The sequence below is a fragment of the Paenibacillus koleovorans NBRC 103111 genome (assembly GCF_004000845.1).
In the GTDB taxonomy this organism is placed as follows: domain Bacteria; phylum Bacillota; class Bacilli; order Paenibacillales; family NBRC-103111; genus Paenibacillus_AA; species Paenibacillus_AA koleovorans.
Genome location: NZ_BIMA01000018.1, coordinates 64,761 through 86,387, shown reverse-complemented (window position 1 = coordinate 86,387; position 21,627 = coordinate 64,761). Strand labels below are relative to the sequence as shown.

Below are 21,627 nucleotides of genomic sequence, written 5' to 3'. Positions count from 1 at the left end.
ATTATGATATTTCAACAATATTTATTCAGGAATAAAAAAGGGAGACAAGCGTCCCCCACAGTACGTTTTTTCAAGTTATTTCAACAACTGCAGCACACCTTGCGGCTGCTGGTTCGCTTGCGCCAGCATCGCTTGGGCCGCTTGCGAGAGGATATTCTCCTTCGTGAACTCCATCATTTCCTTCGCCATGTCCACATCACGGATTCGAGACTCGGAGGCGGTGAGGTTCTCACTGGAAGTACCTAAGTTATTGATGGTGTGCTCCAACCGGTTCTGGAAAGCGCCCAACTGCGAGCGCTGAGCCGATACTTTCTCGATCGCATCATTGATGACCGACAGCGCAGCCGATGCTTTCTCACTAGTTGTAACATCCAGCGCATATTCGACATTCCTGTTGCTCGAGCCGCTGTTCACGTTCGCTACTGAGGTATAGGAAGCTACCGCGCCATTGCTGGCTGCTACGGTTCCTGTGGAGCCGTCGCCACTGATGGACAAAGCGTTCGCACGCATATCGCCAACCGTGATCGTCATGCTCTGCCCGCTGTTCGCTCCAATCTGGAAGGTCGCCGTAAAGTCGCCTAATGGCGAATTCTTCGTGGCGGCTACTGGTGCGGTTGGTGACGTGAAATCGTCGGTCTGCTTCAAAATCAGAGATCCGTCATCGCCTACGGAAGCCACATATTTGTTTTTCAGGGTAACGTTCAAATTGATCGCATCCGCCAGTGCTTTTGCTTGGTCGGCAGGAGTAGCTGCTTCCTTGATAACCGTGCCGTCTGCGTAACCAACATGAGCATTTTTGTTGGAAACGGAAATCTCTTTCCCATCCAACACAAAGGTCATGCCATTCGTGAGCAAGCTATCTTGTGGAATCGCATATTCACCCGGGTAGCCTGTGGTACGAACATCGAGGTCGTCTGTATCCAAGTCAGAGCCCGAAGCGACAATTTCCGTTAAAGTAAGCTCATTCCCTTTTACGGTTGCAATGTATCGATCCTTCAACGGAGACAAATTAATCGCGGCCATCAAGCTTACCGCTTGGTCGGCCACACTGCCGCCGCCTACCGAGAACTCTCCCTTAACCGCCGAAGCCACTCCTGCGACAGCCGTAAACACTTGCCCGCTAATCTCCACTTTGTCGCCGGCTGCAAAAGCTTTATCCACATCGAATGTATACTTGCCGATTACGGCCTCCGTACCGCCTACGAGGGTATCCCGATCCTTGATGATGGAGTTGCCGAGCGTCTTCGTATCCCAGTTTCCTTGGGCCTCGAACGTATACTTCGAGAAATCGATTGACGTCCAGGCTCCGTTCGCATCGAAGAAGAAGTAATTTTCCAAGTTTTGAACGGCTTTTTCGATTTTGGCCGCCGTATTCTTCTGCGCGGAATCGTTCGCCAAATGAATCTTTAAATCGCCTTGATCCACCGAGATGTTCAGCCGGCCTTCGAGTACTTGCGAGATTCCGCCGGACATGGCCGCTGTCGCCACTTCAATATCGGAAGCTTTGCCGACAGCCGCATCCCATGCCGCGTTCGGCGAAATCGTCCATTCGGAGAATTTGATCCCGTCTAACGTGCCTAAGTTCCGAATCGCCGCTGTAATGTCCGCTACCGTATTCTTGGAATCGGTCGTATTCGCCAGATTAATGGACAATACGCCCTCCTTATACTCTACGAACATTTTGTCCAAGCTGTTGGCCTTCAGTTGAAGCTTCACGCCGTTGGCACGGGTTTCTTGGCTTCCGTCATAGCCGGACAGGGCTACTAACGTCTGACCGCTCGCCTGAACAGTCGCGCTTGCCTGGTTTGCCTTCGTGTGCTGGGCTTGCCCGATTGTGACCGTATTGAGATTCCTGCCGCCTGCATTCGTGATGACGAGCTTGTCGTCCAGACCGGAGCCTGCTACAGAGATCTCGCCCAGAGGAATGCCGGTGGCGCGATTATTCGTCTCCGTCAGCGTGATCGTGCTAGTACCTGCGCTGTGGCTCATCGCCGCATACTCAAATCGGGAGCCCAACGTCTGGTTAGCGGCAATAGCGGCAGCCAAACTCTTCGCTTGATCTTCGATCGTGCGGCTGCTGGAGAACGCATCGGTTCCCGCATCTGATGAATAATTGTTAATGCCGAACAAATCCTCTAACCGACCGACCACCTTGCCCGACGCTGCATTGATCACAAATTGTATCCGGGATGCCGGCTTGTCGCCGTTCGATTGAATCACCAAGCTTCCGTTGCTTATGGATGCCGTGGCGACATCTGACAGCAAATATCCGTTCTCATCTTCCGCATTCTGTACGAGCGACAGCACATCGTTTGTGGTGTACCCGGCTTTCAATGTGTGCAGATCCGCATTGGAGATGGTGAACACTTTGCCGTCTACGGAAATCTTGATGTTCGTATTCACCGCATCGACATCGAAGCCCTCCGTGTTCACAACGCTCGTGGCATTCAGCCCATTGTTGGCGATGATATTTGTTGCTAGGGCGAGATTGGTATAATTCATACTATTGGCATTGTAGTCGTCCCGACTTACCGTGTCGTTGATACGCAGCTCAGCGGTCGCGCCCGAGCCGTTTTTGACGAAAGCGAACTCATCTAACGGACCGGTATAAGCGCCATTCGAGGTAATATTCTGGAATGCAGCAATAAGAGCATCCACGTAGCCTTCTTGATCCGCATTTTCGGCACGATTCATGTTGAGCGTGAGGGTTGCCGTACCGGCACCGTAGTTCTGATTGCTGATTGTATAAACAGGGCCTGCGCCATCGGTAACGGCATTGACGGTCAAGGTGATGTCGCCGAAGGCAAAGGTGAATTGGTCACCGTCGACACCTAAGCTTCCATCACCAACCGTTTGTTGATTAGAAAAAGTACTGGAAAGGGCTATATTGGCGCCTGATGATGTGAATCCGGAAGTTGCATTTCGACTGGTACCATGAAGATCGGTTCCTCGTGCTACAATCCCGCCTAGACCTGGACTCGCGCTAAATGTTACATCAACGAGTTGAGAAGCCCCACCACCGGCGGATTTCATTTGATTCAAAGCGGCCAACACTTGGGATTGAAAGTTCGCTTGATCCTCGGTTTCATCATTACCGCCGTTGTTGTCAATGTTAATGGTTGCTGCCGTCCCGGTAACGCCGGTTATCAATCCTCCTGTGCCCCCGGTAGTGTGGTCCGCAACATTAAACGTAATTTCATGATTCACACCATTGAATTGAAAAGTCAGCTTGTCGCCATTCTGAATGCCGCCAGTAAGATTAATCGTATCCGTATCCCAAGCAGGGGAATCCCCACCCTTCAAAGCACCGAACACACCGGAATTCCAACGCGCAACACCGATATTCTCGATATCGACGGTCGTGTCCATAAAACCGTCATCCTGTACTATTGTAGTGACGCCAAACGCCGTATTGATCGTCGCGGCATCCGCTCCGGCTGCTGCGACAGTGATAGACGAGCTGAGAGGGTCTCTAGCCGTGATAACCAGCTTGTTGTTCTCGATCCTGGCTACCGCTACCTGATCCAGTCTGGTCGCCCCGTTCAAGGCTCCGTGTACAGCAGCCAACAGCTGATCCGGGGTCTGTGCGGCGCCAAGAGCGTTGATCCCTGCATTGTCGATCGTAAAGGTCGTTCCGCCAACGTTGATGGCCAGCGACCCTGCCACTCCACCGAGGTTCGTGGAAGTTATAGTCGAGCCGCCCGTTACGCTGGTAGCCCCGATGACCTTAGCGGCAGTATTGATCCCAAAAGCATCATTGACCAAAGCCGGCTTCGCCCCGGATGTTTGCCATCGGATCGGCTGTGACTGAGGATCCTTCGCCGTGATCTGAAGCTTGCCGTCCGTGCCGACGGTAATATCGGCCACTTCGGTAATCAGCTGGACTGGTGCAGTAGAACTGGCGGTTTTGATTATTTCGACCAACTCGTCGACCGAACCGTCTGCCTTCGGAGGGAAATCCATCGTACCGTCATGAACCTTTTGCAGCTCCGCCGTGCTGATTGTAAACGTCTTCCCGTTAACGGAGATCGCTACGGTCTCATTCGTGACTGCAGGTCCAAGCATCGAGTTGGCTACAGCCGGTTCCCCACCGGTCAGCCTTGCCTCGATATGTCCGACATTGAACTGGCCCTTGGCCGGGTCCGCTCCGGACAGAACGGCTGTGAACGTCTGGCCGTCAATCGTGATCGTATCGTCGGCTTCTTCAAAAGCATCCGTAAATTCAAACGAGTATACGCCGTTCCGCTCGGCAACCCCGCCCAACAACTCGCCTTTCTCGCCAATAGTCGTTAAGGAGACGGATTGACCTGTAATCTGCGATGGTGGAGCAACTACGGAGATCTCATTCGTCGAACTGAATCCAGGTATGCGTTCATAGGTAGAGATAGCCTTCCGCATTTCGTTGTACAACGATCCCAGACTGTTGGCACGGGTTGTGCCGCCGCTAGTTTGTCCGATCGTAAAAATATAATTGCCTTGTGCATCAATGGTCAGCGAGGAAGAATCTCCGGCTTTCGTCCCCTGACGAACAGTGACCGACTTGCCGTTCAGAGCCTCGCCATATTCCGCTCCAACAACGGTCAACCCGACCGGCAGATTGACACTAGGTTTTACTCCTCTGACCGAGAAATCCTCTTCCGAAATATCCGACACGCTGCCGGTAGCCTCTCTCGAAGAGCCCCCAACCGTCGCCGAAGAAGCTTCCGCCTTCACGCTCGAGGATACAATGTCCAATGGAGACACTTGTCCGACGGCAACCCCCTTCACTCCGGAGCTAATCGTATCGACTGCGGCTGCGGACTCCACAACCGGCGCATTCTTGCCCTTAAGCAAGGCCTGCGTGTTGAACTCCGTCGTGTTCCCGATCCGGTTGATCTCGGAGGTCAGCTGGTTGACTTCCTTCTGAATCTCCTGACGATCCACCGCTACGTTCGTGTCGTTCGCCGCCTGGGCCGCCAGCTCCCTCATCCGTTGCAGGATGGAGTGCGACTCGTTGAGTGCCCCTTCCGTCGTCTGGATCATGGAGATCCCGTCGGACGCGTTCTTCTGCGCTTGCTCCAAGCCGCGGATCTGGGCGCGCATCTTCTCGGAAATCGCTAAACCTGCGGCATCGTCGCCCGCACGGTTGATCCGCAGACCCGAAGACAGCTTCTCGATCGACTTGCCGCCCTTTCCTTGGTTCACGCTCAATTGTCGATATGTATTCAGTGCGGAAATGTTATGATTGATTCTCATGTAATGGCTTCCTCTCTAAAAAGACTTCCACAACCATGTCGTCATCCTCATTCAACCTCGAGGTTTTCCAGTCAGGAAAAACCTCCCACATTGCTTTTATCGAACTTCGGACGCAAGAAATGAATAGCAAGTTTGTCGATTTTGGCGATAAAAATAAAAACCCTACCATTAGTAGGGCTTAAGGACTACGATTCGATTTACTGACCCATGAAATCTAGCCTTTCTATCACGTAGTCCGAAACATCCATATTCCGAACCCCTTCATCAAGCTGCTCAAACCGGGCTCGAAAACCCGATTTCACGGAGCGAACCTCCCTCGTCAATACATCATCGGGGACCCGACTTTCGAAGGCGTGATCAAAATCGAATAAAGGCGCAGCCGACAAATAAGCTCCTGTATCGGGATCCCTTAGAAAGCCGAAGTTGCCGGCATGTCGATCACCATTCGCTACCAATGCATCGAAGAACAGCATATCGAATCCAAACGATCCGAAAGCAGAAAGGACGTCCTCGGTTGTAAATTCCTCGCCATGAATTTTGCCGGACGCATCCGCCGACTCAAACATAAGAGCGGGATTCGTGAAGTTGGTGACCGCGACGCCTTCCGGACTTGGGGCAGCTTTAGCTACCGGCAACCCAAGCGCTTCCGCTAAGATAGAGCAATATATTTCCCGATTGGCCTGCACAGTGTCCGTACTTTTCTTGATCAAAGTATTTCGATCCGCCCAATACTTCGGCAGATAACCATTCACATACAACGTGGGGATGGCCTGCCCCTCATAAAGCCCGGCCCCCGACCAGAAATCCGTATAGTAAGGGGACACCTCTTCAAACGTGACCTCTTCTTTGCGGTCCTTCAACCAGTAGCAGTCCGACAAACCAAGCGCTCTTGTGCCAATGTTGATTTTCGACCGATTCCCTTGGCCATACACGTAGCTGCGCAGCTGTCTAGCGAACGTATTCGACTTCTCGGAGTATCGCTTCTCCATCCATAGCAAAAAAGTAGATTTATAGGGTATGGACATCATCAGCCCCGGTAATAAAGCTTTGTTCAGCACCTGTTCGTTGCCGATATCGAACACTTCTCTATTTTTGCACATCAAAATCAGATCGTTGTACTCGACCGTAGGAACTCGAACCGAAATTGTACCAAGAAGATCATCGTCCTCGAAGACGCTTAACTTGTCCATAAGACCACTCCCTACAGACTCTTACACACTATCCGGTATTCAATAGACTGCGCGCCCGCGACCTCACAAACTCAGATAGAAAACGCAGACGCTTGTCGTCCAGGTTGTATGAAGGGTGCTTCTCAAACTCAAAATCAACCAGCTTCCTTAGCTTGCTCCTATGATCGGGCTCCATGTACTTGGCCAGAAACCCGAGCTCTTTATTAGGAACAAACGCAAACGTATATTTTCTCCAATCGAGGTAAGGGTCTACTTCCAGCAAATCGGACTCCATAGCCTGGTGCAGCAGCGACATCCCGTTGTCAAACGCGGGAGCGACATCGTCCAAAACGCCAGTATGATTGTTCCGGATAAATCCAAAATTGCCGAAATGCCTATCATGGTTGGCGATTACAATGTCGAGGATCATGATGTCGATCAACCGGTCATAGAAATCTTGCACATTCGCGATGGCGAACAACAGTTCGGAAGCCGACAAGCCGGGATACGCGATATGTGCGGGGACATAGGATCGATCCTGAGAAGTAAAAAGCGAACAGGTGGAGCACAGTCGGCCTTTCCACTTTTCCAACTCGTAGCCAACATGATGGATATTCATGGCTTCCGCCACCTGCGAAGCGTAATATTCCGAGTAGGGCTCCAAGCCTGCGTTGGCGGCCCCTTCCGTTCCACCCTTGTACAAATAAATCCCACCGTCTATACGTCTCCAGCACTTGGGAAGCATACCGTTGGTCGTGAACTCCGGAGAGCTGACGATTCCCCGCACTTTCTCCTGATACCCTGTGAAAGCCACCAAAGCCAGAGTTTCGGAAAACTCATTCTCGTACAAGTTATGATTCGCCCAGCTTAAATCCGTCCTGCTTTCCGGCAAAATCCAGTAATCGTCGACGAGCGACAATCCTAATGTGGTATTTAATAAATTAACTAATGGAGGGTCAAGATCCGGCAACGCACTCAGAAGGTTCTCTACAAAGACTCTGTTCTTCGGGATAAACCTGCTATGAAGCCACGACAACAGCTCGCTATCCTGCACCTTCAACCCGTACGGGAGAAGCTGCGGATCACCGTTCCGAACCTTATGAATCCTGCACAAGGTTTCCCGCATCCCGGTTAATACGATATCAAAGTCGATCAAAGGCTCGTCCTTCTTACGCAAACTGAACTTGAAAGTCCTTTCCACGTCTAAGGAACGAATCAGGTCTATCTTCCCCAAGTCAGACCCTCCTTTCCCCTGCTCCGAAATCGTTCTATTTCTAGTATATCCTAAACGGTATCGAGCAGAAACGTGATAGAAGGCGAAGATTTTCGGATCGGGTTATTCCTTCTTCTCTTCCTTCTTCTCTTCCTTCTTCCCAAACAGCTTCCCGACATCGCCCCAGTCAACCTTGCCTTGCGTAGCCTCCTGGTTCGCCGTCCGGATCGCGTTGTACACTTCCTTGCGGTACACTTCCACATCCTTGGGAGCCTTGATGCCCAGCTTGAGCGCGTCCCCTTCGATTCCGAGCACGACAATCTCGATTTGGTTCCCGATCATGATCGACTCGCCCTTCTTGCGGGTCAGGACCAGCATGCACTCACTCCCTCTCGGCAACGGCTTCTGCAGGCTCGGCCGACAGCAGCTTGTGCTTGGTATTGTACTCCGAACGATGCAGGATCATCTGCTTCGCCAACCGCTTCGGTTCGTTCACGACGATCGGGGCCAGCAAATTCATGGTCGCCTCCGCCAAATCCTCGGTCAGCCGCACGATGACCCAGACGGACACATCCTGCTCGCTCTGTACTTCGAGTTCTTGCACCATTTTATCCGAGAGTTGGAATTCGTATTCTTGATAAAAGAAAAACGGGTTGGTGACGACAAACGCCACATCCGGCTGCTCCACCGACTGCAACACCGACAAAGGCGTGTCCGCATTCGGCTGAATGAGCACGAACCGCTGGCTGCCCTCGAACCCCGGCAACCCTTCGGGAAACTCTACAATGCGGGCTTCGTCCAACTCCAATTGCCCAAAATCTCTTGTCGCTACGGTTACCACTTTGTCTACCTCCCACCTAAAATGAAAAGCCATAGACTCCATTCCGTCTACGGCTAGATGCGCATATCGATCTCCGGCGGCTCGAACTCCGTCTTGGGATACTGCTTCATGTAAATCTCCAGCTTGCCCTTCTGGTACTCGATGATCGGCGGGTTCACCTTGGTATTGAGGTCGATCCGTCCCGGAGTCGTCTCGATCTGCGGCCAGCGAGCCGTGTATGTGATGTCTACGTTGTCATAACCCGCTTCCCCGACGAAGTCCAGCTCCTGAAACCCGCCGACGGAAGCCTCCGCCGCATCGGCAATCGGATTGCCGCCCCGGTGAATGGCTGCGAACTGATTGCCCTTCTCCACAATCTTGCGAATGCCTTCCATCGCGACATCGCTCGCACGCGAATAGATTCGGTGCATCGTCTCGAGATTGTTGCCGAGCGCCAGCGCATCCCAGGCCCGCGTCTGATCGATCTTCAAATCCCCCCGAGGCTGCTGAATGTCCTGCTTGGCCGGAATCGTCTTCATCTCAAACGTCGGCCGCGGCTGCTGAATATCAAATTTCCCCAGGTCGGCATCCACATGCAGCTTGGCATATGTCTGTCGAACCATAACAATCGGTACATTCATGCTAGGTCACATCCTACTTGAGGAAGTCGACGAGACTGGGACTGATCAGCTTGGCACCGGTGGACAGGGAAGCCTGGTAGACGTTCTCGTACGTCTTCAGGTTCGTAATGACCTCGGCAATGTCGGCGTCTTCCGTCTTGGACTGCAAGGACTGCAGATTGATGCTGATGTCCTCCAGGCGGCCGTTGGCCAGCTCGATCCGGTTCGTCTTCGCCCCGATATCGGAGCGAACTTGCAGCACGGTATCCAGACGATTCTGGATCTTATTGATCAGATTGGACATCCCCACATAATCGCTTTCTTCCAAATAGCCCATCATATCGTCAAACAGCTTAAACACTTGATCGTCATCCGTTGCATTGCCGTACACTTGGGTCGCCGTCACATTGATGCCAAGCGTAACGCCGGCGCCAATCTCCAAATGGATGATGCCTGGGTCGCTCTCCACCTGCAAATTGTTCGGATCCGGGTACGGTCGACGATCGGTCAATTGCCCATTGAACACAAACTTGCCATTAAACTCGCTGTTCGCTACGTCCAGAGCCTGATTCTTCAACTGCACGACCTCTTGCTTGAGCGCCACCATCGCGTTGTCGTCGTTCGTACCGTTCGCGCCTTGCACGCACAGCTCGCGAGTCCGCTGCAGAACGTTGCCCAGTTGGTTCAAGACCGTGTCCGTATAGTCCAGCCAAGACATCGCAGTATCGGCATTGCTCACGAACTGCTCCGTCGCGCCAATCTCAGTCCGGTACCGCATGGAGAAGCTGATGCCGACCGGATCGTCCGAAGGCATGTTGATGCGCCGGCCCGTGGACAGCTGGTTCTGCAAGTTTTTCATGCTGTTCAAGTTATAGTTGAGATTGCGCATCAGCTGCGAATTCATCATATTTTGCGTTACGCGAGTCAAGCTTCATTCTCCTCTCGGGGCACCTGGCCGGCCTTCAGCCGAACCCGTTCACCCTTACCCTTAGCGACCTACAACACCCATTCCGTTAATGACCTTATCCAGAATCTCATCGCAAGAGGTCATCGCTCGGGCGGCTGCATTGTAGGCGTGCTGGTATTTGATCATATTCGACATCTCTTCGTCCAGCGACACGCCGCTCACCGACTGCCGTCTCGACTCGACATGCTCGACCAGCGCGGTCTGGTTCATGAGCTGGCGGTGGGCTTCCTGGCCCTGAACCCCGAGCTCCCCGATAATGGAACGGAAGAAATCGTCGATCGAACCGGTCTGCCCTTCCTGGTACTCGAACTTCTTGTTCTTCAGGCCGGCGATCAGGAGCGCGATTTCATTACTGCCCTTGACCACCTTCGTCTCGCCGTTCTCGTCCACGAACGTACGGTTGGAGGCCGCGATCAGGAACACATTTTCTACGATGTCCGGATTCATCTTCAGCGTCTCCGCTTCCGCCCCGGCCGTCATCAGAAAATAAGGCTGGCCCGGCGTGTCGTTCAACGTGTAGCCGAGCTGATGCAGCCCATTCAAGCCGTTCACGATCACATTCGTATCGGCCGCCAAGGTACCGGTATACTCTGTGCCATCCTTGTCGGTCAGCGTCACCCCATCCGGAATCATCGTCCCGGCAGGCAGCGTAATCTCGACTTCGCCCTGGACCATCGCGCGCACCATCACGTTCAGGTCTTCCATGTACGAGGTAACCAACTGATCGCGGGAAAAAATCATCCCGTATACTTCACCGCTGTTCATCTCGCCGCCGAAAGCACTTTCGAGGAAAGCCCGATCCACGTCGACGCTCTTCTCGTTGCCGTCTACGAGAGTGGTGGAGCCCATGTTGAGCGTATATCCCTGTTCAGTCTCCGTGACGGACACGTTGATGTAGCCGGACAGCTCGTCGACGAGCAAATCGCGTTGGTCGCGCAGGTCGTTGGCGTCGTTCCCCAACCCTTCCACACGGAAAATCTCGTTGTTGAGCTTCGCTACGTTGCCCAAAATATTGTCGATCTGCCGTGCTCTCACTTCGATATTGCTGGTCAAGTCATTGCGCAATTCCTTCAGCTGCACAGCCGTATGGTTGATGGAGTCGGTCAGCGCGATCGTCCGTTCCTTGACAAGGACCCGGTTCGTCCGGCTGTCGGGATACTTGGTCAACTCCTGCCAAGCGTTCCAGAACCCCTCGATCGTCTGCCGGATGCCCGTGTCGGAAGGCTCGTTCACGATCTTCTCCAGCTTCTCTAAGGTGTCGCTGCGGATCGTCCATTGGCCGAGCGACTTGTTCTCGTTCAGGAACTGATCGTCGAGAAACTTCTCCCGGATCCGCTCGATGCTCGTAAACTCGACCCCTTGTCCGTTCTGACCGGGGATCGTCGACCGCATCAGGCCGATCGCTTCCAGCGGGCGCGACGCCGAGAAATTGACCACCTGCCGCGTGTAGCCCTTCGTATTGGAATTCGCTATATTGTGTCCGGTCGTCGTCAGCGCAGCCTGGTGCGTGAATAAGCTCCGCTTGGCTATCTCAATCCCGGTAAATGTCGATCTCATAAGGTTCTGGCTCCTTCCGTTCGCCTATGTGCCGGCAGCCGATCAGGCTTTTCGATCAAACATGCTTCTCTGATACCCGCCATGATCCTGCTGCTCCGGATGGCGATAGGTGGATTCTTGTTCGTCCGGTCCGACCATCAAGTCAATCGAGTAGTTCACAAAAGAAAGCGACTGCTCCAGCAATTGGCGGTTCAATTCGTTCACGCGCTTAAGCTCCCCAATCAGCTCTACCAAGCGCTGCTGGCGGCTCTGAAGAGCCTCCTTGTCGCTCAACCGGTGCACGAAACGAATAAAATCGCTAATCGTCATAGCCGCAGTCGCGAAAATGCCGCTACTCCCCAAATAAGCTTGAACGGCCTTGACCCGCTCGGTCTCGAGCAGCCCAATCTCCTTGACCAGCTTGCTCTCCCGCTGCGTAATCTGAGTCAATTCCGTCACTTGATTGGCCACAATGACCGGACGCTTCTGCCCGCCCAGCGTAAGCAAGGCTTCGTGCAGTTCAATCAAGCGATCGAGCACCTTCAATACATCGTCCATCTTCTACACTCCCGATTCGCTGACTTACTTCAGAAACGGCCACAGCTTATCCGCCAGACGCCCCGCTTCAACAGTGTATGTGCCGGTGGACACTTGCTGCTTCAATTGCTGCAGACGCTCGCGATGCGAGACGGCCCCCGTCCCCGACTGGGATTCGAGCAGCTCTTGCGCTTCCGTGGAGATCCGCACCTCGTCCTTCTGCCGTTCCTTGGCACGAGCCTCTCCGGTTCTAGTCTCCTGATTGCGCTGATAAGGGTTCGTGCCCCCTACGCGCGATATGCCGTTGATTTTCATCGTTCATTCACCCCGCTTGGCCGCCGCGTTCCCGCACCGCCCATCAATTCGATCCAACTTGTTACATCATTTATCGGAAGGTCGCACAGGAATGTTAATAGCGTCAGCGTGGGTATTTAGTGGTAATTTCCTGGTGATTCCGCCTACCCGCTAAAGTCGCTTTTTGTCATCCCCGCGGTCCTTGATCTGGAACGTATTGCCCAATTTCTGACGCTCTTCGTCGCGCCGTTTGACGTCTTCCTTCAAGTGATTCACATCGCGGCTCAGCTTCATCCGGCACGTGTCGCAAATATGCCCGTCCTTGACCGGTCCATTGCACACCTCGCACGGCGTCTGCACATTGGGGGCCTCCCGGTTCGTAATGCGCCCCTCCCGAATAAACTTCGTAATTTGCCGGACGCTTACGCCCGTAGCTTCGCTCAACTCGTAAATACTGCTCGTGCGATTTCTCCGCAAAAACTGGACGCACGCCTGATACTGGTCTTCTACCGCTCGGAGGCAGGCTGGACAGGCATTGTAGCTGTTTTTGACGTAGAGCTTGCCGCATTGTGGACAATTATCTAAATTCATAGCCATAAGAATGGCACCCCTTCAAAATGGTAGTAGGCTTAGCCGTTGTCGGCATGGTTGACTCTATCTGGCCCAGGTCAACCCGTAGATCCGGCCCGGCACATGCCGCCCGATGATCCTGGCGCACTGATTGAGCGTACTGCCTGTCGTATATACGTCATCGATGATTACTATATTTATCGGCCTAAAGTCCCTGAATGTTAATAACTGTTTTTGGGTATCCGGGTGGATGGCAAACGCTTGTTTCATATCTTCGATGCGGGCTGAACGGTTTTTGTAGCTCTGTTTGGCGGTGTGACGGGTGCGGATGAGCATCGGCTCTACCGGAATAGCCAGACGGCGGCCGAGCTCTTCCGCTAGAAGCTGGGCTTGATTGAACCCGCGTTCCTCGTGACGCTCTTGGCTGATCGGCACATAGGTGATGAGGTCGACGGACAGATTGCTGTAATGCTGCGAGAAGGTTAGTTCAAGCATATCGGCGAAAAGGGTTTGCAGCCGTTCGTCTCCGCGGTATTTGAACCGAGCGAGCCATGGCTTGAGTGCAGCCGTGTAACGAACCGAGCTCCGACTGTGGGCAAAATAGGTGTGTTGGCGCTTCCCGCAGTCCTCGCAAGGGTCGGCGCGTCCGCAGGTTTGGCATTGCACCGGGGGCAGAATCCACTCGACTTGCTCTTGGCAGCGGTCGCATAAGGCGGAAAGCTGAGGTGGTGCAAGCTGCTGTAGGTGCGAAGGATGATTCGGGCGCAAGTGAGCTGGCGTTGGCCGCCGTTTGGTGCTTCGTTCACAGTAAGCGCATTTGTTGGCGGCTGGGTGTAGCAAGGATTCCAGGTTTAGGCGAAAATGGCGAGTCCATTGCAATAGCTTATGCGTCATAGGCGCTTGCGCGCGTCCTCCTTTCGGGAAGTAGGTAGCCTTTCTCGCGGGCGAGCTTGTTCATCTGGCGGATTTGGCGAATGGCGCCTGCTTGGGCGTTTGTTTTGTCCGGAGCGATAAAGTATACAAAACCATACGGATCGTCCTTGGAGCGACCGGCCCGCCCAGCCATCTGCACGAGCGAAGCTTCGTCGAACAGGCGGGAATCGGCTTGCAGGATAAATACGTCGGTCTTCGGAACCGTTACGCCGCGTTCCAGAATGGTGGTCGTCACCAGGATGCGGATACGCCCGGCACGGAAGTCGCTGACTTTCCCGGTTCGCTCAGGGTCTTGAGAGGAAGTGCCCTCGATCGGGATCGCGTGCTTGGCGAGCCGTTTGCGGAGTTGCAGAACGATGGTGTCGACTTCCTTGATTTTCGGGACGAACACGAATAGCTGAGCGCCTCGGGCTAAAGATCGTTCGATCGCCTGGATGGAAGCGCTGGATAGGGGCTGGTTGCGTTTGCATCGGAGCAGCTTCGGAATCGGCAGCGGGTGTCGATGAAACCTCACCGGTACGCGAACATGGGCGAGCCGCTTCCTCCGGACCTCGCGCTGCAGCTGCGCGGGCGGGGTGGCCGACAGCAGTATGTATAGGCCTTGCGGCTTGCACACTTGAGCGGCGGCAAACTGCAGTTCGGGATTGTTATGGTAAGGAAATGCGTCGAGTTCATCGATAATGATCAGGTCAAACGCTTGGTGGAACCGCATGAGCTGATGCGTAGTCGCCAAGGTAATGTCGCCGCGCTTCCATCGGTCCTCGCTGCCCCCATAGAGCGTAACGACCGACCGCTCGGGGAACGCCCGTTCGATGCGCGGACGGAGCTCGAGGACTACGTCGCGCCGCGGCGTGGCGATGAGAACTGCTCCGCCGCGGGCGAGCTCGGCTTCGATGAGCGGGAAGATCATCTCCGTCTTGCCCGCGCCGGTGACGGCCCAGATCAGGAAGGATCGGGGCTGCTGGGGAGCGGAAGGTCCATGATAAGCTCCTTTGACGGTCGAGGCATGGAAGGTCGCCGGCATTTCGTGTCTGCGGTTACGTATGTCGATGAACCCCCGTAGCCGTCTGCTGACGGGCAACATGGGCCACGGCTTGTGCGAACCGCTGCCCCCTACTCGTGCGGACGCACCGGAACGCACGAGCTGCTGGACGATCGGCGTCGACTGCGCCGCGATCGACCGCCCTTCGGCCGCAGCGGGGTGCGCACGGCCGGGGGCTGGGTGTGGAGGCGCAGCGAACGCGTGGAACGCGAGCGCCTCCTGCACGGCCGCCCGCTGGGCGGGGCTGAGCCCCCACTTGCCGAGACGACGCTCTGCGTCGTCGGCGAGGGTGGGGGCGGATGGCCCGCCCGGCGGGCGCGAGGGCTGCAGCGGGCCGAGCCCGCGGACGAGCAGCGAGCACTCGCGCTGCCGTCCCAGGGCGAGGCACGCCTCGCAGTAGGCGCACGGGCCGCCGCAGTGCGGGCACTCCGTCGCGTGCAGCCGCGACGCCCCGCTGCCGCAGCGGCGGCAGCGCAGGCCGCGGAGCTCGCGCACGGGAGGCTTGCCGTCGCTCACGCGGCTGCCTGGCGCGTACCCACGCTTCCTGCTCTTCAACCCGAGCAACCGCCACACGAGGCCCAATCCACCCCAGCGACTACTTGCCTCGTGCCCGCTCTTCCGTCTATTCAGCCCGGGCAGCAGCCGCACGATGCTCAACACGCTCCCGCGGCTGCTTGCCTCGTGCCGGCGTTTCCGGCCGCCGAGCCCATGCAGCCGCTTCGCCTGCCGTACCCCGCGCCCCGCAGCCGCGCCAACCGCCTCCCGCCCCCAGGGCGGCAGCAGCCGGAGCAGGCGCGCGGCCCAACCCCACCCGGACTCTCGCCCCACGCACTCGAGCCCGGCCACCAACCCCACCGTGCCGCGCAAATACGCGGCCTGCACATACGAGGGCCAGTCCGCCGCCAGCGACGGCTCCAGGCCCGCACCCTCAACCAGACCCGCTAGTTCCTCGCGGGTCAACGAGCGGCCTCGCAGCTCGGCCTCCAACCGCTCGAGCTTCGCCAAGCTCAGCTCCGGCGCAGCATAGCGCTTCTGCAAATAACTCCCATACTCAACCCTATCCAACCGCCAAGCCGCCAGCACCCGTCCCGGCACGCCAGCCTCCCGCCCCAGCTCACGCGCCATTTGCAACACACTCTCTGCTTCTATTCCCCCAACCTCGCTCCTGTTCAATCCTTCCTTCAACGCCAAGGCTTGTCCCAGCGACATTGCAGGCTCCAGCACCAGGACGGAAACGGCTCCGCCATACTGCTCGAACCAGAATGTGCAATCAACACGGATGTCCAGACTGATTTCCCATTGTGCCCTCGGGCGCCCCAGCAAACCATACAACACAACCTTCATTCCATCCTCCTACCTGAATCTCTCTATACCTACCGGTCCGAAATGTATCATCGAGGGTGAAAGCGATTACTTATTGGGCTATCGGTAGCTTCTGCATTTCCGGCTCATTGCTTAGTCGCACCAGCACCACTTCTTCATGCTCATAACACGCGATGATGTCGTCCAGCAGCGCCGAATCCTCGAGCTTCATCACTTGCATTTCATTCGGCCGGTCGGCCGCCAAGCGGGAGGCAATCGCAACCGTGTCGTCCGTCGACCCCTCGTCGAGCAGCAGCACATTCACCTTGCGCCCCTTGAACCAGGAGAACAGCAATAAGGACCGCAAGTACCATTCCATATGCAGCCCGTTGTTTTTCGTGATGAGCAGATAAGTCAGGGGCTTTTTGCGATTCCACCGAAACACCGAATGACAAAAATGGACCAAAGCGATAGCGGATCCATAGCTTCCGAGAATCAAAAGCAATCCGACTAACATAGCGGCACCTCCCTTGCTCCAGTATATGCCGCTACGCTGTCTATGGTTCCTGCTATGCCGGTCCAAGTCCGGATTTATTCGAATGGTCTTACAAGGTTACCCAACCGTTCTTGATGGCGATAATAACCGCTTGCGTCCGATCTTCGACTTCCATCTTTTGCAGAATCGAGCTGACGTGGTTTTTCACCGTTTTCTCGCTGATGAAGAGGATTTCCCCGATCGACTTGTTGCTCTTCCCTTCCGCCAGCAGACGAAGCACTTCGGCTTCCCGACGCGTAAGCGGGCTGTTCGCTTGGTGGATGTACTTGACTCCCGCTTCTCGAGCGGAATGATCTCCACCGCCGATCCCATTCGGGTCGAGGTACGTCATCCGACGCAGCTGGTTGATCAGCTTGCCTGTTACTTTCGGGTGAATGTACGCATGGCCTGCCACCACGGAGCGAATGGCGTTGATCAGCGACTCGGCTTCCATGTCCTTCAGCAAGTATCCGGATGCCCCTTTGCGAAGCGTCTCGAACACGTAGCTTTCGTCGTCATGGATGGACAGAATGATGACTTTGATCTCCGGGAAAAATTGCTTCAACCGCTCGGTCGCTACAACCCCGTTCTCGATCGGCATGTTGATATCCATGAGGACCACATCCGGCCGCAGCTCGTTCGCCAGTTCAACGACTTGAATGCCGTCTCCGCACTCCCCGATGACCTCGAAATCGACTTCCATGTTCAAAATCCGCTTAACGCCTTCCCTCAGCAGCTGATGGTCGTCCGCGATGACAATATTGACTGTGCGACTCGCTTCCATATCTTCAATCCTCCCTAATCTCTCCACTTATAGGAATTAGCATGACGATCTTCGTTCCTGCGTTGATAGCGGTTTCCAGATCCATCCGGCCTTCTAGCAGCTCCACCCGCTCCCGCATCCCGATGATGCCGAAATGCGAATTGCCTTTATTGATTTGAAGCTCCAGCCGCTCGAGGTTAAAGCCGACTCCATTATCCTGGATGACCAGCTTCACCATTTGCTTCTGGAACGTTACTTCCACGAACACATAACTGGCTTTGGCGTGCTTCAGAACATTAGAGAGCGCTTCCTGCACGAGCCGGAACACCGCAACCTCCATGGCGGAAGGGAGACGCGACTCCAACCCGACCACTTCGAATTTCATCCGGATACGCGTGCGGTCCTCGAAATCCTGTATGTACTTGCGCAGGGTCGGGACCAGCCCCAGATCATCCAACGCCATCGGCCGCAGATTGAAAATAATTTTGCGCACTTCCTCCAGCCCTGAGCGTACTTGCGCCTTCAAGTCGGATAGCTCTTCCTTGACCGCCACGTACTCGTTCCGGGCCAGCATCCGCTCCGCAATTTCGGAACGCAGCACAATGTTGGCCATCGCCTGCGCCGGACCGTCGTGAATTTCGCGCGCGATCCGCTTGCGCTCTTCTTCCTGAGCGACGATAATCTTAAGCCCCATCTGCTGCCGGTTCTTCGCCGATTCGAGAATGCGCGTCACTTGATTGAGGTCGCCGGACAAATACTCGAGCACGACGTTCATCTGCATGACCAACGCTTCCGCCCGCTCGATCGTCTTGTCCAAGTTCTTGATTCGCTTCTGAAGCTCGTCCCGCCGGGCTCGAAGCTGATGCTCCTTCTCGCGCGCGATTGTCAACTGCAGCTGCAACTGGGTGGCGGCCTCATAGGCGACTCGGATGTCCTCTTCCTTGAAACGGTGAAAGTCTCGGCTTACTTCCGTAAGCCGAATTCTAGCTCGTTTGTATTCCAGTTCAAGCCGGTCGACCTGCTCGATCGTCAAGGTGGCATCGTCTTTCACCTGCTGCAGTTCCTTGTTCAGAGCCTCCCATTCGGAGCGGGCGCTTTCGCAAATTTCGAAAATTTGATATTTGCTAGACTCCATGACTCCTATGGCATTCTTAATAACCTTGTCGATGGCATCGAATTGCAAGTCAACCAAAGCCCCTTTGCTAACATGATGGCCTCATTTTTTTCGACAGGCTTAGCTGCGCCGAGAGCCGTACTACCCTATATACTATCATATTTCTAGCGCTTTTGACGTGATGATATAGAACTAAATTATTCCAATGTTACTGAGTACGTCGCTGCATCCCAGCCTACTTTCCAGCCCATCTTCTCGGACAAAAGTCTCAAAGGGACCATCGTGCGCTCATTCATCAACAACGGGGCTACCTCCGCCGTGACCACCGTGCCGTCCATGATTAGGTTCGGGTTGTCCAGCCACATTTCCGCATAATGGTCGTCCTTGAGGATTGTCACTTTGCGTTCTTGATCGTTCCAAGTCAATTGACCGCCCATCGCCTCCACCACGAAACGAACCGGCACGACTGTGTTGTCTTTATAAATGACCGGCGCCTGATCGAGGACGATCGTCGATTGGTTGACCGTCAACGACTTCTCGTTGATCTTCAGCTTCACGTAGTTGCGTGGAGTTGTGATCGGATTCGCATACTGGAAAGCGATGTCGTCAAACAGCACTTCCCCTTTTGCGGCTCGCTCATCTTGACCATTCAGCGGGTTCGCCACGTATACGCGCTTCAATGTAATCGGATAAGTCACGTTGTACGTTTTCAGATCGGCGGTCAGCGTTTTCCAATCCGTCCAATTCATATATTGGGTCAGGTCGATCAGCTTGGATTGTCCGGCAGCATCTATGATTTCCGCTCGGACCCAGTTGAAGCTGTTGTCTCCTTTTACCTTTAGCGAGAGGGCTGTCGGTTGTCCAGGGACGGCAATACCTGTTCCGTTGGTTCCGAATGCTGCGTAAGCCGCTTTAGTGCCGGTTCCTTTCGTGAAATCGTATGCCAGCGACAGCCCATACGCTCCTGATGGCATACCCGGCGCCGAATACCTCTTGGCCGTTCCCGCCACCTCTGCGGGAAAGCCCGTGAACGCGATTGGTGTCGAAGCCGCTGCTTCAAAATCCAACAAAGTTTGCTGCTGCACAACCGTCATGGCGACCATTGTCGTAAACCCGTCGTATTGCGCATACAGGCGTCCTTGTTTGGTTCCTGCATCGATTGATTGGACCGTCAGCTTGTCGCCTTCGATTTGACCTTTGAAGCCTTCTATCTGCCATTTGATCAATTCAGGCGGAACGGTACGAGTGATGCCGCTCTTGGTCATTGCCACTACAGGCAGCTTGTAGATGGCATTGGGCAGCAACGCTTGCGACGACGGCTGAACTTTCAAGCTTGCGAGTTGATTTTTTCCGATGATCTCTACGTCCAGCTGTTTGGAGGCTTGTCCCGATTTTACGGTTAAAGTGGTTTGCCCTGGTTGCAGAGCCGTGAATGTGTTGCCGTTGAATGTCCCGATCGGTTGCGAAGTCGACCAAATTGTTTGCGCTGTATTTTGGCTTCCCAGGTCCACCGGGTTATAGTAAATGTCATAAGCTTTCAAGCTATAGGTCGCCTTTTCGTTCAAAAAGAGCGTGGTAGCGCCTTTGAGCGCGATCTCTTTGACTTCTCCCTTTGGCGCGTTCGAGTACACTCCTACTCCGTTGACCACTCTCCGTTCGTAAGTGCCACCGTATTCCGTAACGCTCGTCAGTACATTGTTAAACTCCCCTAGAGGCCTTGTGATGAGTTGGGTCGACCCCCCTCCGTCGAGGTTTAATCCTTTCCATACGCCGATTTTGATCATAAACTGCTGCAGCTCCGGCAAACTCATCCCTTTGCTCTCACCTGCATTTTCTACTGTAATGAGATAGGCGTATCGTTCATCCTTGGAATAGCCCATTGCCGTTCTGGAGCGATAAGAGTAGCCGTCGACTCCGCTTGCTTCGCGAGAATAAGAAGCTACCTTTCCGTCTTCTACTAAAATCGACCCTCCACCTATCATCATTTTGAAGCTGGCTACGTCATACGATTTGCTGAAGTCCTGAGCAAACATTTTATAATCGGACTGGATTTTGTCGCCTACTTTGATATTTTTCCGGACGAACTCATCCGCCTTGCCAGCCGCTCTTAGAATGTATCCGTCGACCGGTGCTACCTGATTGATGACGCCGGACAACGCGATTTGTTTTACAATTCCGTTTTGTACCAGGATCTCCGTCGGTACCGTGACCCCGTCGTTGGAGCGCTCGATTTGCCCCCATGTGTTCGTGTACATGTACAGCCCGTCGATATAGGCGTGTTTGCCGCCTTCATGCATTCCGTCATCCTCGTACCAGTAGTACGTTTTGTTCACTCCGCCGAGCGGATAAGAAGCGCCGTTGCTGGCCGTTACTTGTCCCTGGAACGTGAACAGATCGACCACCGGCTTGTTGTCACGCGTTAGCGCAAAGGTGAAGAACCCCGGCAAATAGGGCGGCGTAGCGAGCACCTTGTTGTTCATGATCTGCGGACCCATCGGTACGCCTTCCGCTTGCGTGTTGTAGAAATCGCCATTGATCCCGGCTACGGCGCCCGTCTCATTGGCCATTTCGCGTACCGTTTGCTTCTTCGTAAACTGTCCGTTCGTGCCAGCCATCGTGTCTAGGCGAACCAGTGGATTCTTCAAATCTACCTCTACTACATTCGCATTCACTTTGACCGGCTTGTTGCCTCTATCGAATTGATACTCGTAACGCTTGAGAATGGCGCCTGACGTGATCGGCTCTTCGCTGATTAGTTTGACTGGCGACTCTGCTGGTTCTGCTGCCTGTGCGGTAGGTGTTGGCGTCCAGATGCTCTGCAGCAGCATAAGCGCTGTCAGCGCTAGTGTGGTAGTTACCTTGCTCTTTTTCGACTTTTTCTGCGTAGGGGTCACAACTGCCATTCCGGTGTCTCTCTCCATTCCTAGTAATCTGCCTTCTCTTTCTCTCTCTCTCTCTAGTAAGTATAGACTCCATT

Annotated in this window: 17 protein-coding genes; all 17 read right to left on the bottom strand. The window is 54.5% G+C overall.

Features of this window, described 5'->3' with window-relative positions; all coding sequences use genetic code 11:
* Nucleotides 1-75: 75 nt before the first annotated feature.
* The 17 genes from PKO02S_RS33850 to PKO02S_RS08690 all read right to left on the bottom strand — a co-directional run bounded on the left by PKO02S_RS33850 (nt 76) and on the right by PKO02S_RS08690 (nt 21,553).
* Nucleotides 76-5,235, bottom strand: a complete 5,160-nt coding sequence (locus PKO02S_RS33850; RefSeq protein WP_373865203.1) for a flagellin N-terminal helical domain-containing protein — start codon at nt 5,233-5,235, stop codon at nt 76-78.
* A 197-nt stretch (nt 5,236-5,432) separates the two neighbouring features.
* Nucleotides 5,433-6,425 carry a hypothetical protein gene (locus tag PKO02S_RS08765; protein ID WP_127581230.1) on the bottom strand — a complete coding sequence of 331 codons (993 nt, stop codon included), beginning with the start codon at nt 6,423-6,425 and terminating at the stop codon, nt 5,433-5,435.
* Nucleotides 6,426-6,453: 28 nt separating this feature from the next.
* Nucleotides 6,454-7,638, bottom strand: coding sequence for a HipA domain-containing protein (locus tag PKO02S_RS08760; RefSeq protein WP_127581227.1), 1,185 nt, complete (start codon nt 7,636-7,638; stop codon nt 6,454-6,456).
* A 102-nt stretch (nt 7,639-7,740) separates the two neighbouring features.
* Entirely contained in the window at nt 7,741-7,995 is a 255-nt protein-coding gene (csrA, locus tag PKO02S_RS08755) for a carbon storage regulator CsrA (protein ID WP_127581224.1), read from the bottom strand.
* Nucleotides 7,996-7,999: 4 nt separating this feature from the next.
* Nucleotides 8,000-8,458 carry a flagellar assembly protein FliW gene (gene fliW, locus PKO02S_RS08750; RefSeq protein WP_164821356.1) on the bottom strand — a complete coding sequence of 153 codons (459 nt, stop codon included), beginning with the start codon at nt 8,456-8,458 and terminating at the stop codon, nt 8,000-8,002.
* Between the two features lie 53 nt (nt 8,459-8,511).
* The gene (locus PKO02S_RS08745) at nt 8,512-9,078 is read right to left on the bottom strand and encodes a DUF6470 family protein (protein WP_127581218.1); all 567 of its coding nucleotides are present in this window, start codon (nt 9,076-9,078) and stop codon (nt 8,512-8,514) included.
* A 13-nt stretch (nt 9,079-9,091) separates the two neighbouring features.
* The gene (gene flgL, locus PKO02S_RS08740; RefSeq protein WP_246066887.1) at nt 9,092-9,985 is read right to left on the bottom strand and encodes a flagellar hook-associated protein FlgL; all 894 of its coding nucleotides are present in this window, start codon (nt 9,983-9,985) and stop codon (nt 9,092-9,094) included.
* Nucleotides 9,986-10,045: 60 nt separating this feature from the next.
* Nucleotides 10,046-11,581 carry a flagellar hook-associated protein FlgK gene (gene flgK, locus PKO02S_RS08735; RefSeq protein ID WP_127581214.1) on the bottom strand — a complete coding sequence of 512 codons (1,536 nt, stop codon included), beginning with the start codon at nt 11,579-11,581 and terminating at the stop codon, nt 10,046-10,048.
* 42 nt (nt 11,582-11,623) lie between these two features.
* Entirely contained in the window at nt 11,624-12,118 is a 495-nt protein-coding gene (locus PKO02S_RS08730; protein WP_127581211.1) for a flagellar protein FlgN, read from the bottom strand.
* A gap of 24 nt (nt 12,119-12,142) precedes the next feature.
* Entirely contained in the window at nt 12,143-12,412 is a 270-nt protein-coding gene (flgM, locus tag PKO02S_RS08725) for a flagellar biosynthesis anti-sigma factor FlgM (RefSeq protein ID WP_127581208.1), read from the bottom strand.
* 150 nt (nt 12,413-12,562) lie between these two features.
* The gene (locus PKO02S_RS08720; protein ID WP_127581205.1) at nt 12,563-12,988 is read right to left on the bottom strand and encodes a flagellar protein; all 426 of its coding nucleotides are present in this window, start codon (nt 12,986-12,988) and stop codon (nt 12,563-12,565) included.
* 57 nt (nt 12,989-13,045) lie between these two features.
* Nucleotides 13,046-13,627, bottom strand: coding sequence for a ComF family protein (locus tag PKO02S_RS08715; RefSeq protein ID WP_127581202.1), 582 nt, complete (start codon nt 13,625-13,627; stop codon nt 13,046-13,048).
* A gap of 217 nt (nt 13,628-13,844) precedes the next feature.
* Entirely contained in the window at nt 13,845-16,280 is a 2,436-nt protein-coding gene (locus tag PKO02S_RS33170; protein WP_246066886.1) for a helicase-related protein, read from the bottom strand.
* Between the two features lie 70 nt (nt 16,281-16,350).
* Nucleotides 16,351-16,755, bottom strand: coding sequence for a glycosyltransferase family 2 protein (locus PKO02S_RS08705; protein ID WP_127581199.1), 405 nt, complete (start codon nt 16,753-16,755; stop codon nt 16,351-16,353).
* An 88-nt stretch (nt 16,756-16,843) separates the two neighbouring features.
* A complete protein-coding gene (locus PKO02S_RS08700; protein ID WP_174819892.1) occupies nt 16,844-17,557 on the bottom strand; it encodes a response regulator in 714 nt (237 codons plus the stop codon).
* A gap of 4 nt (nt 17,558-17,561) precedes the next feature.
* A complete protein-coding gene (locus tag PKO02S_RS08695) occupies nt 17,562-18,719 on the bottom strand; it encodes a sensor histidine kinase (protein ID WP_127581196.1) in 1,158 nt (385 codons plus the stop codon).
* Between the two features lie 128 nt (nt 18,720-18,847).
* Nucleotides 18,848-21,553 carry a stalk domain-containing protein gene (locus tag PKO02S_RS08690; RefSeq protein WP_127581193.1) on the bottom strand — a complete coding sequence of 902 codons (2,706 nt, stop codon included), beginning with the start codon at nt 21,551-21,553 and terminating at the stop codon, nt 18,848-18,850.
* Between the last annotated feature and the right edge of the window lie 74 nt (nt 21,554-21,627).

Bases quoted from the DNA above. Each gene is read 5' to 3' on its own strand.
- PKO02S_RS33850 (WP_373865203.1), bottom strand. From the start codon at position 5,235: ATGAGAATCAATCATAACATTTCCGCACTGAATACATATCGACAATTG.
- PKO02S_RS08690 (WP_127581193.1), bottom strand. From the start codon at position 21,553: ATGGCAGTTGTGACCCCTACGCAGAAAAAGTCGAAAAAGAGCAAGGTA.
- PKO02S_RS08720 (WP_127581205.1), bottom strand. From the start codon at position 12,988: ATGGCTATGAATTTAGATAATTGTCCACAATGCGGCAAGCTCTACGTC.
- PKO02S_RS08730 (WP_127581211.1), bottom strand. From the start codon at position 12,118: ATGGACGATGTATTGAAGGTGCTCGATCGCTTGATTGAACTGCACGAA.
- PKO02S_RS08765 (WP_127581230.1), bottom strand. From the start codon at position 6,425: ATGGACAAGTTAAGCGTCTTCGAGGACGATGATCTTCTTGGTACAATT.
- PKO02S_RS08745 (WP_127581218.1), bottom strand. From the start codon at position 9,078: ATGAATGTACCGATTGTTATGGTTCGACAGACATATGCCAAGCTGCAT.
- PKO02S_RS08705 (WP_127581199.1), bottom strand. From the start codon at position 16,755: ATGTTAGTCGGATTGCTTTTGATTCTCGGAAGCTATGGATCCGCTATC.
- flgM (WP_127581208.1), bottom strand. From the start codon at position 12,412: ATGAAAATCAACGGCATATCGCGCGTAGGGGGCACGAACCCTTATCAG.
- PKO02S_RS08700 (WP_174819892.1), bottom strand. From the start codon at position 17,557: ATGGAAGCGAGTCGCACAGTCAATATTGTCATCGCGGACGACCATCAG.
- csrA (WP_127581224.1), bottom strand. From the start codon at position 7,995: ATGCTGGTCCTGACCCGCAAGAAGGGCGAGTCGATCATGATCGGGAAC.
- PKO02S_RS33170 (WP_246066886.1), bottom strand. From the start codon at position 16,280: ATGAAGGTTGTGTTGTATGGTTTGCTGGGGCGCCCGAGGGCACAATGG.
- flgK (WP_127581214.1), bottom strand. From the start codon at position 11,581: ATGAGATCGACATTTACCGGGATTGAGATAGCCAAGCGGAGCTTATTC.